Genomic DNA, 14,280 nt, shown 5'->3' on the forward strand with positions numbered 1-14,280 from the left:
GGGAGCGCCTCGATCTCTGCTATCATCGGGCTCGGCAAGGGAGGCTTTCATGAGCCACTCCGCGATCAAGAACAGGCCCGATTCACCCGCCCGGGCCGCCACGCGACACGACGAGGATCTCTACACCTGGGTGCAGGAGCAGGTTGCCCTGCTCCGCGCCGGACGCCTCGACGCGGAGAACATCGCCGAGGAACTGAGCGACGTGGGCAAGAGCGAGTTCTCCAAGCTGCAGAGCGCGCTCGAGATCATCCTCGCCCTCATGCTGAAATGGAATCATCAGCCCGAGCGGAGAAGCCGGAGCTGGGCCAACGCGATCGCTGCGCAGCGCGGCGAATTCTCCGACGTCCTGACCGACAATTCGGGACTGAAGTCCCGCCGCTCTGAGGCGTTGCGGCGAGCCTATAGGACGACGCGCCTAGCCGCGTCGTCCGAGACGAACCTTCCGAGTGAGAGCTTTCCAGACGAGTGCCCTTATGGTTGGGAAGAGATACTTGACCGTCCGTTCATCTACGAACCGCTTGCCTCCTCGGGTGGGAAGCACCGCTGATGTCCATCTCCAACCGTAAGCCGGGCGAGCGCAAGGAAGCCCCGAACGAGCCGCTGAAACGGGCGATCGCGGGCGCCATGCGGGCGCTCGCGCGCCAGCCCGATCTCGAGGTCACCTACGCGTCCGACCGCCCGTTGCTCACGAGCGGCAAGGCGCGGCTCCCGGAGCCGCCCCGCAAGCTGTCGGCCGAGGACGTTGCGATCGTGCGCGGCCACGCCGACTCGATGGCGCTCCGCCTCGCCTGCCACGACGCCGCCTTGCATCGCCGCCATGCGCCTCAGGGCCAGGCGGCCCGGGCCATGTTCGACGCGGTCGAGCAGGCGCGGGTGGAGGCCATCGGCTCCCGTCGCATGGAGGGCGTCGCCGGCAACATCTCGGCCATGATCGAGGACCGCTATCATCGCGGCGGCAAGTACGAGGACATCACCGACCGGGCGGACGCTCCGCTCGAGGACGCCGTCGCCCTCCTGGTGCGGGAGCGTCTGACCGGCTTGAAGCCGCCCGAGGCCGCCGCGAAGATCGTCGACCTGTGGCGCGACCACATCGAGCAGAAGGCCGGACACGACCTCGACGGCCTCCTGAAGAACATCGAGAACCAGCGCAGCTTCGCCCGTTCGGTCCGCGATCTCCTCGCCTCGCTCGACATGTCGGACGAGAGCGCGCTCGAGCGCGACGAGCAGGAGGACGAGGACGAGAATCAGACCGAGAGCGAGGAGCAGGGCGGCGAGGGCGAGGCGGAGGAGCAGCGTCAGGGCGAGCGGGCGGAGGTCGATCTCCAGGAGGAGGCTGCCGACGAGCTCGAGGACGGCGCGATGGAGGCGGCGGACGCGCCGTCCGGCGAACTGCCGGAGGAGGCCGACGACACCGATTCCGAGGCCGCATCCGAATCCTGGCGGCCGCCTGCGAACCGCGGCAACGAGCCGCGCGGGCCGGAATACAAGGCGTTCTCGACGAAGTTCGACGAGGTGGTTGAGGCTGACGAGCTGTGCGACCCCGACGAGCTCGCGCGCCTGCGCGCCTATCTCGACAAGCAGCTCTCGCACCTGCAGGGCGTGGTCGGGCGCCTCGCCAACCGGCTGCAGCGGCGGCTTCTCGCACAGCAGAACCGCTCCTGGGACTTCGACCTCGAGGAGGGGATCCTCGATCCGGCGCGGCTCGTCCGGGTCATCATCGATCCGCACCAGCCGCTCTCCTTCAAGCAGGAGAAGGACACGCAATTCCGCGACACGGTCGTCACGCTGCTGATCGACAATTCCGGCTCGATGCGGGGCAGGCCTATCACGGTTGCGGCCACCTGCGCCGACATCCTGGCCCGCACTCTCGAGCGCTGCGGCGTGAAGGTCGAGATCCTCGGCTTCACGACGCGCGCCTGGAAGGGCGGGCAGTCGCGCGAGGCCTGGCTTCAGGCCGGCAAGCCGCCGAATCCCGGCCGGCTGAACGACCTCCGCCACATCATCTACAAGCCTGCCGACGCGCCCTGGCGCCGGGCCCGCAAGAATCTCGGCCTGATGATGCGCGAGGGATTGCTGAAGGAGAACATCGACGGCGAGGCCCTCGACTGGGCCCATAAGCGCCTGCTCGCCCGGCCCGAGCAGCGCCGCATCCTGATGGTGATCTCCGACGGCGCGCCGGTTGACGACTCGACGCTCTCCGTGAACCCAGGCAACTACCTGGAGCGGCATCTCCGCTTCGTCATCGAGGAAATCGAGACGCGCTCGCCTGTCGAGCTGATCGCGATCGGCATCGGCCACGACGTGACGCGCTACTACCGCCGCGCCGTGACCATCGTGGATGCCGAGGAACTCGGCGGAGCCATGACGGAGAAGCTCGCCGAGCTGTTCGACGAGACGGCGCCGCCTGCCATCGGCTACCCGCGCCCGCGGTACGCCGCTTGAGGCTCAGCCGCCGGGCGGCGCTTGCGTTCGCAGGCGCCGCTGCCCTTGCTCCTGTCGGCCTGCACTTCGCCAGGGCGAGGGGGCCGGGCGAAAGCGATGGGCCGCGTCCCTCCCTCCTCCATGCCAGACCGATCCTGGCGCTTCTGCCCAGAGAGGCCGAGCGACGCCGGTTCGGCGCGCTGACCTTCAGAGCCGGGCTCGAGCTCTGGTCGGATGATCCGGACTTCGGCGGCTGGTCGGGCCTGTGGCGCTCGCCCGACGGGCGCCGCCTCGTCGCGGTTTCGGACCGGGCGCATTGGCTGACAGCCATCCCGCACTATGAGGAGGGGCGGCTGGCAGGGCTCGACGAGGCCGTTGTCGCGCCCATTCTGGGCAGCGACGGGCGGCCGCTTCGGGGCGGGCGCGCCTTCGATGTCGAGGCGCTCGCGATCGCCGACGGCGCGGCCTTCGTCGCGATCGAGCGGGTTCATGAGGTGAGGCGCTTCGACTGGGACCGTGACGGCATCAGGGCGAGGGGAATCCCCGTCCCGCTGCCCTCGGAGGCGGATCGCCTCCCCTTCAACGAGGGGCTCGAGGCGCTGGGCGTCGCACCGCCGCGCCATCCCCTCGCGGGCTGCCTCGTGGCCATAGCGGAACGGGCTGCGGCAGGGGACGAGGCGCCCACCCGCGGCTGGGTCGTGACCGGGCCGAACCGGTTCGCCTTCACTGTCAGGCGCTCCCTCGGCTTCGACGTCACCGACATCGTCTTCCTCCCGTCAGGCGAGGCGCTGCTGCTCGAGAGACGGTTCAGCATTCTGAGCGGGGTGGCATGCCGCATCCGGCGCCTCGCGCGGGACGCCTTTCGACCCGACGGGGAACTCGACGGCGAGGTCGTTTTCGAGGCCGACCGCGGATACGAGATCGACAACATGGAGGGAATCACGGCCCACCGCGATCCGGCCACCGGCGAAACGGTCGTGACCCTCATCTCGGACGACAATTTCTCCTTCCTGCAGCGGACGGTGCTGCTGGAATTCTCGCTCGCTCCCTGAGCTCAGCCGCCGAAGCGGAACGCCTTATCGAGCCGCCACGGCCCGCCGAGATAGCGCCACAGGTTCAGGCCCTCGGCGCGGGCGGTGAATGGGCGGAAGCTGCCTTCCAGCTCGCGCAGGGTGACGCGGGCGACATCTGCGCCCGCCTTGTTCTGGATCGTCACGTGCGGGGCGATCTTCGCCGTATCCTGGGGCGTGAGCCAGTCGCGCCACTCGCGGGCCAAGGTTTGGCGGAGCTGAACGAGCTCGGGGGACGCGAAGGAGATCGCGACGCCGTAGCCCAGGAAACGCAGGCCCGTCGCCTGGAGAGCGAAGGGCTTGTGCCGTCGGCAGATCCCGGCGAGCTCGCGCCGAACCCGCGCAGCCTCTTCGCCGGGCAGTGCGTGGAACAGCGTCAGGTGGGCGGGAACCTGGTTGCGCTCGGGCGGGTAGTGCCGGCGCCGCAGCGCGTCCAGGTAAGCGAAGGCCGCGCCGTCCAGGGCGAGGGTGAGAATGAGCGGCCGTTCCCGGTCGCTCATCGGGGCCCGGCCCGGTGCGGAGCCGCCCCGGTCTACAGCTTCAGCGTCTCGCGGGCTTCCTCGAGCTGCCCGATCGTCTCGTCATAGGCGCGGCGGGCGAAGTCGTCGTCGGTGCCGTCGCGGCGGGTCTGGAGCTCGGTGATCTCGCGGTCGATCCTCTCGGGCGTCAGCTCCTCGACGGGGGTCGCCCGCTCGGCGAGCACGATGACGCCCGCGGCATTGATCTCGGCGAAGCCGCCGCGGACGAGGACGCGCTCGCCGTGGTTCTTCGAATCGGTCGCGACCACGAACCCGGCCTTCAGCGTCGTGATCGCGGGAGCATGGCCCGGCATCACGGTCATGTCGCCTTCCGTGGCGGGCAGGAGAACCGCATCCACCTCGCCAGAGAACAGGATGCGCTCGGGCGAGACGAGCTCGAAATGCATGGTTGCCACGTTCGGAATTCCGTAATCAGCGGCGCCGGCGGTCGAGAGCGAAGCCGGCCAGAAGGCCGATCATCGCCCCGCCGATCGCGAAAGCGCCGACATGCTGCCACTGGCCGGTCGTCATGGCGCCCCGGTCGCGAGGCGAGGCGGCTCGGTCGGACTGAACCTCGATCGAGACCGGGCCGAGATTGAGCTGCGCCGCCTCGGGCCGGGTTAAGTACCCGACCAAGCCGCCGAGCAGAAGACCGGCGACGAGAAGAACCAGCTTGAGGTTCATCGGGTCAGGCGCTGGCCGCGAGGCGCTGCGCCTTCTCGACCGCCTCCTCGATCGTGCCGACCATGTAGAAGGCGGCCTCCGGGAGATGGTCGTACTTGCCCTCGACCAGGCCCTTGAAGCCCTTGATCGTGTCTTCGAGCGCGACGAGTTTGCCCGGCGAGCCGGTGAAGACCTCGGCGACGAAGAAGGGCTGCGACAGGAAGCGCTCGATCTTGCGGGCACGGGCGACGGTCAGCTTGTCCTCTTCCGACAGCTCGTCCATGCCCAGGATCGCGATGATGTCCTGGAGCGACTTGTAGCGCTGCAGCGTCTGCTGCACCTGGCGGGCGACGTTGTAGTGCTCCTCGCCGAGGATCTGGGCCGACAGCATGCGCGAGGTCGAGTCGAGCGGATCGACGGCCGGGTAGATGCCCTTCTCGGCGATCGAGCGCGACAGCACGGTCGTGGCGTCCAGGTGGGCGAAGGAGGTTGCCGGCGCGGGGTCCGTCAGGTCGTCCGCGGGAACGTAGATCGCCTGCACGGAGGTGATCGACCCCTTCGTGGTCGTGGTGATGCGCTCCTGCAGCGCGCCCATGTCGGTCGCGAGCGTCGGCTGGTAGCCGACCGCCGACGGAATGCGGCCGAGGAGCGCCGAGACCTCCGAGCCCGCCTGCGTGAAGCGGAAGATGTTGTCGACGAAGAAGAGCACGTCCTGGCCCTGGTCGCGGAAATGCTCGGCGACGGTGAGGCCGGTCAGGGCGACGCGGGCGCGGGCGCCCGGCGGCTCGTTCATCTGGCCGTAGACCAGGGCGCACTTGGAACCCTCGGTGGAGCCGTGCTCCTTCGGGTTCTTGTTCACCCCCGACTCGATCATCTCGTGATAGAGATCGTTGCCCTCGCGGGTCCGCTCGCCGACGCCGGCGAAGACGGAATAGCCGCCATGGGCCTTGGCGATGTTGTTGATCAGCTCCATGATCAGCACGGTCTTGCCGACGCCGGCGCCGCCGAAGAGCCCGATCTTGCCGCCCTTCGCGTAGGGGGCGAGGAGGTCGACGACCTTGATGCCCGTGACCAGGATCTCGGCCTCGGTCGCCTGCTCGGCATAGCTCGGGGCCGGCTGGTGGATGGCGCGGTAATCCTCCGCCGGGACCGGGCCCGCTTCGTCCACCGGCTCGCCGATGACGTTCATGATGCGGCCGAGCGTGCCGTTGCCGACCGGCACGCGGATCGGGGCGCCCGTATCGCGCACTTCCTGGCCGCGGACGAGACCCTCGGACGTGTCCATGGCGATGCAGCGCACGGTGCTCTCGCCGAGCTGCTGGGCGACCTCGAGGACGAGCCGGTTGCCGCCGTTCGTGGTCTCGAGCGCGTTCAGGATCTCCGGCAGGTGCCCGTTGAACTTCACGTCGACGACGGCGCCGATCACCTGGGTAATGTGGCCGGTCGTAGTGGCCGGCGGCATGGCCAAAGCGGCTGACATGATGCTTCCCTCGTATCCTGCTTACTTGGCTCAGAGCGCCTCGGCGCCCGAGATGATCTCGATGAGCTCCTTGGTGATCATCGCCTGGCGCGTCCTGTTGTAGGTCAGCGTCTGGCGCTTGATCATGTCGCCCGCGTTGCGGGTGGCGTTGTCCATGGCGCTCATCCGGGCGCCCTGCTCGGAGGCGGCGTTCTCCAGCAGCGCCCGGAAGATCTGCACGGCGATGTTGCGCGGCAGAATGCTCGCCAGGATCTCGCCCTCGTCCGGCTCGTATTCGTAGACCGCATCGGTCGCGGTCGCGGAACCGGCCTCGAACTGTGCCGGAATGATCTGCTGCGCGGTCGGGATTTGCTGGATCACCGAGCGGAAGCGCGAGTAGAACAGCGTGGCAACGTCGAACTGCCCTTCGTCGAACAGGCGCAGCACCTTGCCGGCGATCATTTCGGCCTGCTCGTAGCCGACCTGCTTCACCGAGCGCAGGTCGACGAGTTCGATGATCTGCTTCTCGAACTGCCGCCGCAGCAGGTCGAAGCCCTTCTTGCCGACGCAGAGGATCTTGACCGTCTTGCCCTCGTTCATGAGGCGGACGGCGTGGTCGCGCGCGAGGCGGGCGATCGAGGAATTGAATGCGCCGCACAGGCCGCGCTCGGCGGTGCAGACCACGAGCAGATGGGTCTGCTCGGAGCCCGTCCCGGCGAGAAGGCGAGGGGTGTCGGGCCCGATCGTGATGCCGCCCGCGAGGTTCGCCATCACGGCCGTCATCCGCTCGGCGAAGGGGCGCGCCGCCTCCGCGGCCTGCTGCGCGCGGCGCAGCTTGGCGGCCGCGACCATCTGCATGGCCTTGGTGATCTTCTGCGTCGCCTTGACCGAGGCGATGCGGTTCCGAAGGTCTTTTAGCGAAGGCATGGCCTTTTCTGCACCCCTGACCCGTCATGCCCGGGCTTGGCCCGGGCATCTACGCAAGGTTGCGTCGAGCCAGGCAACGTGGATGGCCGGGTCAAGCCCGGCCATGACGGCGTGAGACTACGTGAACGATTTCGCGAAGGCCTCGACCACGCTCTTCAGCTTGGCCTCGGTTTCGGAGGTCAGATCCTTGGAGGTCCGGATCGAATCCAAGATCTCGGCATGTTTCCCCCGCAGCGTGGCGAGCAGGCCGTCCTCGAAGGCGCGCACCCGGTTCACGGGCAGGCTGTCGAGATAGCCGTTCACGCCCGCATAGATCACCGCGACCTGCTCCTCCATCTTCAGCGGCGAGAATTGCGGCTGCTTCAGGAGCTCCGTCAGCCGCGAGCCGCGGTTGAGGAGGCGCTGGGTCGTGGCGTCGAGGTCGGAGCCGAACTGCGCGAAGGCCGCCATCTCGCGATACTGCGCGAGCTCGCCCTTGATCTTGCCGGCCACCTTCTTCATCGCCTTGGTCTGCGCGGCGGAGCCGACGCGCGACACCGAGAGACCCACGTTCACCGCCGGGCGGATGCCCTGGTAGAAGAGGTCCGTCTCCAGGAAGATCTGCCCGTCCGTGATCGAGATGACGTTGGTCGGGATATAGGCGGAGACGTCGTTCGCCTGCGTCTCGATGATCGGCAGCGCCGTCAGCGAGCCCGCGCCCATCGCGTCCGACATCTTGGCGGCGCGCTCCAGCAGGCGGGAATGGAGGTAGAACACGTCGCCCGGATAGGCCTCGCGGCCCGGCGGGCGGCGGAGCAGGAGCGACATCTGGCGATAGGCGACCGCCTGCTTGGACAGGTCGTCATAGGTGATCACGGCATGCATGCCGTTGTCGCGGAAGAACTCGCCCATGGCGCAGCCCGAGAAGGGCGCCAGGAACTGCATCGGAGCCGGGTCGGAAGCGGTCGCCGCGACGACGATCGAATATTCGAGCGCGCCGTTCTCCTCGAGCGTCTTCACGAACTGGGCGACGGTCGAGCGCTTCTGGCCCACCGCGACATAGACGCAATAGAGCTTCTGGCTCTCCGGCGCGCCTTCGACGTTCAGCGGCTTCTGGTTGAGGATGGTGTCGAGCACGATCGCCGACTTGCCGGTCTGGCGGTCGCCGATGATGAGCTCGCGCTGGCCGCGGCCGATCGGGATGAGCGCATCGACCGCCTTGAGGCCGGTCGCCATCGGCTCGTGCACGGATTTGCGCGGGATGATGCCCGGCGCCTTCACGTCGACGCGGCGGCGCTCGGTCGCCTGGATCGGACCCTTGCCGTCGATCGGGTTGCCGAGCGCGTCGACGACGCGGCCAAGCAGGCCCTTGCCGACCGGCACCTCGACGATGGCGCCCGTGCGCTTCACCGTCTGGCCTTCCGCGATCTCGCGGTCGGAGCCGAACACGACGACGCCGACATTGTCGACCTCGAGGTTCAGCGCCATGCCGCGCACGCCCGACTCGAACTCGACCATCTCGCCCGCCTGGACGTTGTCGAGCCCGTAGCATCGCGCGATGCCGTCGCCGACGGACAGGACCTGGCCGACCTCGGAGACCTCGGCTTCCGTGCCGAAGTTCTTGATCTGGTCCTTGAGGATCGCCGAGATCTCGGCGGCGCGGATATCCATTACCGGGCCTCTTTCATCGCAATTCGCATGGAGTTCAGCTTGGTCCGAAGCGACGCATCGACCATGCGCGAGCCGATCTTCACGACCAGCCCGCCGATCAGCGCCGGATCGACCTTCACGTCGACATCGACCTCGGAGCCCGCCATCTCGCGGAGCGCCGTCTTGATCTCGTTCAGAATCCGCGGCGAGGGCTCCTCGGCCACCGTGACGCTGGCCGGCACGATGCCACGCGACTTGGCGACGAGCGCACGATAGGCGCGGATCATGTCCGGAAGAACGAAGAGGCGGCGCTTGGACGCCGCCAGCCGGATCAGGTTGCCGGCGAGCCCGCGGATGCCGGCCCGGTCGAGGATCGTGCCGACCGCCCTAGATTGCTCCTCGGCCGTAAAGATGGGGCTCTTCACGAGCCGGAGAAGGTCGGGGCTCTCGGCCAGCATGCGGTCGAAGCTGTCGAGGTCGCGGGCGACCTGGTCGATCGCATTCTCTTCGCGCGCGAGCTCGAACAGGGCGGAGGCGTAGCGGCCGGCGACGCCCGATACGCCATGAGCTTCAGCTTTGCCTTTGTCCGCCACCTGTCACTCGTCGCTGTTCGCCCGAACCCGCTGCTTCGCCCTGGAGCAGCGCGCCCAGCCTGGCACGTCTGGAAGTTGGACGCCCGGATCCGCCCGCCCGAGAGGGGGCGCTCGCAAGGCACGGCGGTGCCCTAGCATGCACGTCCGGGTGGGGCAAGAAGGAGGGAGTCCCCCCAGACCAATGGCGGGACCGCACCCGGCATGAATTGCTTCCGGACCCTGTTCCAGTGCGGACAGGGTCGGAAAGCCGTCCGCGTATCGGCCCTACTCGCAGCGGATCATCGATAGCGGGCTTGCGGCGCCCTCCTCGACCGGCTCGAAGCGTCGGGTCTCCGGATTGCGCACCAGGAGGCGCCCGGTCGCGACCCCGAAATAGGCCCCGTGCAGATGCAGCTTGCCGCGCTCGACGAGGATGCGCACGCAGGGAAACGTCATCAGGTTCCTGAGGCTGAGCTCGACGCAGGCGAATTCGAGCCGCGTCAGGTATTCCGCCCGACCCTCGCCCTCCGGGGCGGGGCCGAGGCTCTCGGCCGCGGGCGCGATCTGCGACATCCAGCGCCCGATGAAATCGCCGGGCGAGAGAGGTTCCTGCTCGTCCGCGAAGGCCCGGATGCCGCCGCAGAGCGCGTGGCCCAGAACCACGATGTGCTTCACCCGCAGCGCCTGGACGCCGAATTCGAGCGCGGCGCTCGTTCCGTGCTGGGTGGTAGAATCCGGCTCGTAGGGCGGGACGATGTTGGCGACGTTGCGCACCACCAGGAGCTCGCCCGGCGCGGCGTCGAAGATCACCTCCGGCGAGACGCGGGAATCGACGCAGCCGACCACCATGATCTCGGGCCGCTGCCCCTGCTCGGCCAGCGTCTGGTAGCGCGAACGCTCGCTCGCGAAGCGCCGCTCCAGGAAACCGCGATAGCCCTGCCGCAATCGTTCGGGAAACATGGGACGTCCATGACCGATCCGCGGCCGGCACGCAATGCCGGGAGAGGGTCCGGAGCCCGTCACAGCTCCTTGAAGAACAGCACCGTCGTGCAGGGACGGCCGTCAGGGAGAAGCGCGTAATTCGGAATCGTGCCCACGCGCATCCAGCCGGAGCGCTCGTACAGCCTCTCCGCCTCGGGGCTCGCGGTATCGAGCACGAGCAGCGTCTTGCCGGCGTGGCGGGCTTCCTTCTCGACGGCCGCCATGAGCGCGGCGCCGATCCCGCGGCGCCGGGCGGCGGAGCGGACCAGCATCTTGGAAACATCCGCCCGATGCGGCTGGTTCTCCGGCTGCGCCGTCACGAGCTGCACCGTGCCCAGGACCTCGCCGGTCCCGGGCTCCTCGGCTACGAGCAGCACCCGCTCGCCCGCCCCGACGCTTGCCGCGACGCCGTCCCAGAAGTCGCGCGCCTTGTCGAGCCCGAGGGGCGACATGAAGCTCACCGACGCCCCGCCTTCGACGCAATCGACCAGAACCTCCGCGAGCGCCCCGGAGAGGGTTCGGGCCTCCGGGCCGGCGAGCCGGCGGATCCGGATCCCGTGACCAGGCATGGCCGCATCCCACGGAACCGTCCCCGCGGCGTGCCTCGCTTCCACCCCTCTCCTCCCTCGGCCGAACGGATGCGGGGTTTGCATAACCCATGCCCAAACGAGGAGAGAACCGGCTGCCGCACCGACCCGCCGCGACCGAAAATCCGGCCCGCTCCGCTTGCCCTCCCGGATCGCGGCGGCTATAGGCTCCCCCGCTCAGTCGGAGTGTAGCGCAGTCTGGTAGCGCACCACGTTCGGGACGTGGGGGTCGCAGGTTCAAATCCTGCCACTCCGACCAAAAATCCCGTGAGCGCTAGGACTTTCTCGAAGACCTCGCCGGCATGGCGTTGGTAGGGCATGATGCCCGGGAACGGATCGCTCGCCGGCGGGCGCCGGCCCGCAGCATCCGGCTTGGTTCCCCCAACCGTCTTCGCAAGTCGGCTGCGGCCGACGTCCACCGATCCTCGACATCCGCGAAGGGCGCCCGGTTTGCCGAGCCGCTGCGGAGGGACGGGGCGCCTGCAATTCTTCCCGCATGTTCGGGGCCGGCACGAATGGCAGGTGGCGAACCTCCGCGGCAGGCTCAAGGCTGGGAATCTCGGGCCTGCTTTCCATCTACTTGGACCAGCTCGCGCCATTCCCGGCGCAGACCGAAGAGGAGACAGAGATGCCGAGCGAAGACCCGCTCGTGGTGCTTGAGGTCGGCGAGCTCAAACAGAATACGCTCGTCCCGAACGAGGTCAGGAAGATCGCCATCCGGGCGAGCTCCATCCTGCGCATCGAGGCACGCACGGATAGCGCCGGTACGCCCTATTGCGAGGTGCTGCTCAAGTCCGAGGAGCTACCTGTTCTGGCCGTCTATGACGAGATCGGGCTGCTCGTCGCATCGATCAACGCCTTGACCGCGAGCTAGCCGCAGCAGGCCAGCCACTGGGCCGGCGCCGAGTCCTTGCCGCCTCGTCGCGTCGCGCGGTCCAACTCTCTCTCTCTCTTTCCGCCGTGCGATCCGCGAGCTGATCGCGCCCGTCGGAGAGGAGGGGGCTGGGCTGTGCGGGCGCGAGACGGTCCGTGTCGGACGAGACCGCGGGTTATGCTGGATAGTTACGGGGATAGATCAACGGGTTAGGCCGAGATCGTCACGCCGATAGAGAGCCGCCGCTTTGAAGCCCGGGACCGCAGGCGTCGCGACTCGGAACGGCCGCTGGTTGTCACCGCGTGGCGGCAACTGCCTTGTCGAAGCCCTTGAAGGGGAGGGTGAATTTCACGCCTTGCCCGGCGATGCTGAACATCGTCGCCTCCACACTGTCGGAAGCCGATGCGTCGCGGATAAAGGCATCGTCCATCTCGAGGCTCGCTTCGCAGCGGGTCGTGTCGCAATTCACGAAGGCCGCCTTGCGCGGGGTCCCGCGCGCGAGCTTCACCTCGACGCCGGGCGCGAGCGTCACGCCGGTCGGCGTCTGCAGCACGCTGATCAGCTTGCCCTCGTTGTTCTTGCCCAGCACCCACGTGAAGAGCACCTGGTTGTTGCCCTGCTGGACGACCTGGAGGACCGCCGAGCAGCTGCGCCGCCTGTCGGCGAAATCGCGGCAGGTCACGGTCCAGTTCTCGTGCGGGACGATCTCGGTGCGCACGGGCTGGGCCTGGGCGGGAGCCTGCCCCTGCGGCGCCGGCTGAGCAGGAGCCTGGGCCTGACCTTGGGCCGGCTGCGCGGGCCTCTGCCCCTGCGGGTTGGCCGGACGCTGCTGCGCCAGCGCCGCCCCGGAGGCCAGCGCGAGGCAGGTCGAGATGGCGAGGGCTCGCGTCGCGGAGGCCATGAGATTTCCCGAACCGCTGCAGTCGCGGCAAGACAACGCGCCCGCTTAACCTAGCCGCGACGCAACATTCAATATGACGGGCCCTCCTGCTATAAGCCGACGACCTTGGCCGGACGGCGTGGCGATCGTCACGCTTCGGGCCAGCGGCCTGCGCTAGACGGTCGGTATGGGGATGTCGCGGCAAGGGAGCCTTCGCGGCACGGATGCGCAGCCGGCGGCCGGCACCGCCGCGAGGATGCGCGCCCATGAGCTCGGCAGGCGCCCCGTCCGCGCCCCCGCCAGGCGTCAGGGGATGGGGCTCGCCCTCAAGCTGATCCTGGCCGTGCTGGTCGCCTGGGCTGCGGCCGCGACCTGGTTCGCCTGGTCCGGCCGAGCCCGCATCGCGCTGCTCCAGGAGGAGCAACTGGAGATGCGTCTGGCGCACGACGAGAAGGAGAAGGCGCTCGTGCGGCGGCTCGTCGGCGTCGCGAGCCACGGCATTCTGGAGCAGGAGGGCCTCTCGGGCCGACTCGCCGACATCATCTCCCGCCAGGTCGAGCTCGAGAACCGGCAATGGACCTTGATGCAGATGAGCGACCGCGTGGCCGGCGGGCTCGCAGCGCCGTCCGGGGCTCCGGGCAGTACGGTCTCTCCCGCGGCCTCGGGGCGGAGCGAGGACGGGGTGCCTGCGGCGAGCCGCCCCCGCGGCATCGGGCAGGAGCCCTCGGCACGGGCGGCGGAGCCTCCGAAGCTCCGCCTCGGAGCGCCTAGGCCCGGCGAGCCTGCTCCCGCGGCACCCGGCCCGCGCTCGTCGCTGGACCTGCCGGGCGTCGCCAGCCAGGCCCCCCGCGCCTCGCGCCTCCTCGACGGGGTGCAGAGCCTGCCGCTGCGCGAGCAGTTCGGGGCGCTCGAAGCTTCGATGAGCCGGCTGGAGGGTGCCCAGATCCGCTATCTCGGCGCGCTCGCGAGCGGCGCGCAGAACGGCGTCGCGCTGATCCGCGCCTCGCTCGCGACCCTCGGACTCTCGGTCGAGCCCGCGGCCGTGCCGGAGCGCCAGCCTGCCCGCAGCCTCCGCCTGTCCACGCGCGCCGCTGCCCTCAACCCGTTCGAGGCGAAGCTCGCGAGCCTGGAGACGGAACTTGTGCGGCTCGATCGCTGGCGCGGGCTCGTGGACGCGGTGCCGGTGCGGCGGCCGGTCGAAGGCGAGGCGGGCCTGACGAGCAATTTCGGCCTGCGGAAGGATCCTTTCACGGGCGCCGCGGCCATGCATGCGGGTATCGATTTCCGCGGTCCCTTGGGGACGCCGATCCGGGCCGCCGCAGCCGGCCGGGTGGTCTCCGCGGAGGTGTCGGGCGGCTACGGCAACCTCGTTGAGCTCGAGCACGGGAACGGTCTCGTGACGCGCTACGCGCATCTCTCGGCGCTCAACGTCTCGGCGGGGCAGAGCATCGGCCCCGGCACCGTCGTCGGCCTGCTCGGCTCGACGGGCCGCTCGACCGGGCCGCACCTGCATTACGAGACGCGGCTCAATGGGAGCGCGGTGGATCCTATGCGGTTCCTGCTCGCCGGGGCACAGCTCTTCAACCATCCGGCCCCTGTCGAGATGACCTCCGGGCCCGACGACGACACGGCCTTCGACTGACGCCCGAATTTGCCTCGCCAGGAGGTCGGAGCTAGGATCATTAGTGGAATCCAGCCT

The 14,280-nt window shown here is 68.9% G+C and carries 15 protein-coding genes and 1 tRNA gene; 6 read left to right on the forward strand and 10 right to left on the reverse strand.

All coding sequences use genetic code 11. The annotated features are described in order from the left end of the window. The first annotated feature begins 49 nt into the window (after positions 1–49). From HJG44_RS19800 to HJG44_RS19810, 3 genes are read left to right on the forward strand one after another with little or no spacing between them, the layout of a single operon-like run. On the forward strand, positions 50–547 hold the full coding sequence (locus HJG44_RS19800; RefSeq protein WP_171220078.1) for a DUF29 domain-containing protein: 498 nt from the start codon (positions 50–52) through the stop codon (positions 545–547). Continuing rightward, positions 547–2,442, forward strand: a complete 1,896-nt coding sequence (gene cobT, locus HJG44_RS19805) for a cobaltochelatase subunit CobT (protein WP_171220079.1) — start codon at positions 547–549, stop codon at positions 2,440–2,442. Before HJG44_RS19800 ends, cobT begins: the two co-directional genes overlap by 1 nt. Beyond that, a complete protein-coding gene (locus tag HJG44_RS19810) occupies positions 2,439–3,473 on the forward strand; it encodes an esterase-like activity of phytase family protein (protein WP_171220080.1) in 1,035 nt (344 codons plus the stop codon). The genes cobT and HJG44_RS19810 overlap by 4 nt, the downstream gene beginning before the upstream one ends. 2 nt (positions 3,474–3,475) lie before the next feature. Here the strand turns inward: HJG44_RS19810 and HJG44_RS19815 are convergent, their stop codons facing one another. The 9 genes from HJG44_RS19815 to HJG44_RS19855 form a co-directional block, all read right to left on the reverse strand. Then, complete coding sequence (locus HJG44_RS19815) at positions 3,476–3,991, reverse strand: 2'-5' RNA ligase family protein (protein WP_171220081.1); 516 nt, start codon at positions 3,989–3,991, stop codon at positions 3,476–3,478. 32 nt (positions 3,992–4,023) lie between these two features. Further along, positions 4,024–4,425, reverse strand: coding sequence for a F0F1 ATP synthase subunit epsilon (locus tag HJG44_RS19820; RefSeq protein ID WP_171220082.1), 402 nt, complete (start codon positions 4,423–4,425; stop codon positions 4,024–4,026). Positions 4,426–4,441: 16 nt separating this feature from the next. Beyond that, positions 4,442–4,693, reverse strand: a complete 252-nt coding sequence (locus tag HJG44_RS19825; RefSeq protein ID WP_171220083.1) for a hypothetical protein — start codon at positions 4,691–4,693, stop codon at positions 4,442–4,444. A 4-nt stretch (positions 4,694–4,697) separates the two neighbouring features. Further along, positions 4,698–6,152, reverse strand: coding sequence for a F0F1 ATP synthase subunit beta (atpD, locus tag HJG44_RS19830; protein WP_171220084.1), 1,455 nt, complete (start codon positions 6,150–6,152; stop codon positions 4,698–4,700). A 30-nt stretch (positions 6,153–6,182) separates the two neighbouring features. Next, positions 6,183–7,058 carry a F0F1 ATP synthase subunit gamma gene (locus HJG44_RS19835; RefSeq protein WP_171220085.1) on the reverse strand — a complete coding sequence of 292 codons (876 nt, stop codon included), beginning with the start codon at positions 7,056–7,058 and terminating at the stop codon, positions 6,183–6,185. A 117-nt stretch (positions 7,059–7,175) separates the two neighbouring features. Beyond that, positions 7,176–8,708 (reverse strand): F0F1 ATP synthase subunit alpha, encoded by a 1,533-nt coding sequence (atpA, locus tag HJG44_RS19840; RefSeq protein ID WP_171220086.1) that lies wholly within the window; start codon positions 8,706–8,708, stop codon positions 7,176–7,178. Then, positions 8,708–9,280 carry a F0F1 ATP synthase subunit delta gene (locus HJG44_RS19845; protein WP_171220087.1) on the reverse strand — a complete coding sequence of 191 codons (573 nt, stop codon included), beginning with the start codon at positions 9,278–9,280 and terminating at the stop codon, positions 8,708–8,710. Before HJG44_RS19845 ends, atpA begins: the two co-directional genes overlap by 1 nt. 264 nt (positions 9,281–9,544) lie before the next feature. Further along, positions 9,545–10,219 carry a carbonic anhydrase gene (locus HJG44_RS19850; RefSeq protein WP_171220088.1) on the reverse strand — a complete coding sequence of 225 codons (675 nt, stop codon included), beginning with the start codon at positions 10,217–10,219 and terminating at the stop codon, positions 9,545–9,547. Between the two features lie 59 nt (positions 10,220–10,278). After that, positions 10,279–10,809, reverse strand: a complete 531-nt coding sequence (locus HJG44_RS19855; RefSeq protein ID WP_171220089.1) for a GNAT family N-acetyltransferase — start codon at positions 10,807–10,809, stop codon at positions 10,279–10,281. A 200-nt stretch (positions 10,810–11,009) separates the two neighbouring features. Between HJG44_RS19855 and HJG44_RS19860 the strand changes: the two genes are divergently transcribed. Together HJG44_RS19860 and HJG44_RS19865 are read left to right on the forward strand one after the other, a co-directional pair. Next, positions 11,010–11,086 (forward strand) — tRNA-Pro (locus tag HJG44_RS19860). Positions 11,087–11,455: 369 nt separating this feature from the next. Beyond that, positions 11,456–11,701 (forward strand): hypothetical protein, encoded by a 246-nt coding sequence (locus HJG44_RS19865; protein ID WP_171220090.1) that lies wholly within the window; start codon positions 11,456–11,458, stop codon positions 11,699–11,701. A 295-nt stretch (positions 11,702–11,996) separates the two neighbouring features. Here HJG44_RS19865 and HJG44_RS19870 read toward each other — a convergent pair whose 3' ends face one another. Continuing rightward, the gene (locus HJG44_RS19870; RefSeq protein ID WP_171220091.1) at positions 11,997–12,602 is read right to left on the reverse strand and encodes an invasion associated locus B family protein; all 606 of its coding nucleotides are present in this window, start codon (positions 12,600–12,602) and stop codon (positions 11,997–11,999) included. 292 nt (positions 12,603–12,894) lie between these two features. Here HJG44_RS19870 and HJG44_RS19875 point away from each other — a divergent pair, with 292 nt between their 5' ends. Next, positions 12,895–14,223: a M23 family metallopeptidase gene (locus HJG44_RS19875; protein WP_171220092.1), complete on the forward strand. Its 1,329-nt coding sequence runs from the start codon at positions 12,895–12,897 to the stop codon at positions 14,221–14,223. The last annotated feature ends 57 nt before the right edge of the window (positions 14,224–14,280 follow it).

This window comes from Enterovirga aerilata (assembly GCF_013044135.1).
Classification (GTDB): Bacteria; Pseudomonadota; Alphaproteobacteria; order Rhizobiales; family Beijerinckiaceae; genus Enterovirga; species Enterovirga aerilata.

Bases quoted from the DNA above. Each gene is read 5' to 3' on its own strand.
- atpD (WP_171220084.1), bottom strand. From the start codon at position 6,152: ATGTCAGCCGCTTTGGCCATGCCGCCGGCCACTACGACCGGCCACATT.
- HJG44_RS19855 (WP_171220089.1), bottom strand. From the start codon at position 10,809: ATGCCTGGTCACGGGATCCGGATCCGCCGGCTCGCCGGCCCGGAGGCC.
- HJG44_RS19875 (WP_171220092.1), top strand. From the start codon at position 12,895: ATGGGGCTCGCCCTCAAGCTGATCCTGGCCGTGCTGGTCGCCTGGGCT.
- HJG44_RS19835 (WP_171220085.1), bottom strand. From the start codon at position 7,058: ATGCCTTCGCTAAAAGACCTTCGGAACCGCATCGCCTCGGTCAAGGCG.
- atpA (WP_171220086.1), bottom strand. From the start codon at position 8,708: ATGGATATCCGCGCCGCCGAGATCTCGGCGATCCTCAAGGACCAGATC.
- cobT (WP_171220079.1), top strand. From the start codon at position 547: ATGTCCATCTCCAACCGTAAGCCGGGCGAGCGCAAGGAAGCCCCGAAC.
- HJG44_RS19825 (WP_171220083.1), bottom strand. From the start codon at position 4,693: ATGAACCTCAAGCTGGTTCTTCTCGTCGCCGGTCTTCTGCTCGGCGGC.
- HJG44_RS19815 (WP_171220081.1), bottom strand. From the start codon at position 3,991: ATGAGCGACCGGGAACGGCCGCTCATTCTCACCCTCGCCCTGGACGGC.
- HJG44_RS19800 (WP_171220078.1), top strand. From the start codon at position 50: ATGAGCCACTCCGCGATCAAGAACAGGCCCGATTCACCCGCCCGGGCC.
- HJG44_RS19865 (WP_171220090.1), top strand. From the start codon at position 11,456: ATGCCGAGCGAAGACCCGCTCGTGGTGCTTGAGGTCGGCGAGCTCAAA.
- HJG44_RS19870 (WP_171220091.1), bottom strand. From the start codon at position 12,602: ATGGCCTCCGCGACGCGAGCCCTCGCCATCTCGACCTGCCTCGCGCTG.
- HJG44_RS19850 (WP_171220088.1), bottom strand. From the start codon at position 10,219: ATGTTTCCCGAACGATTGCGGCAGGGCTATCGCGGTTTCCTGGAGCGG.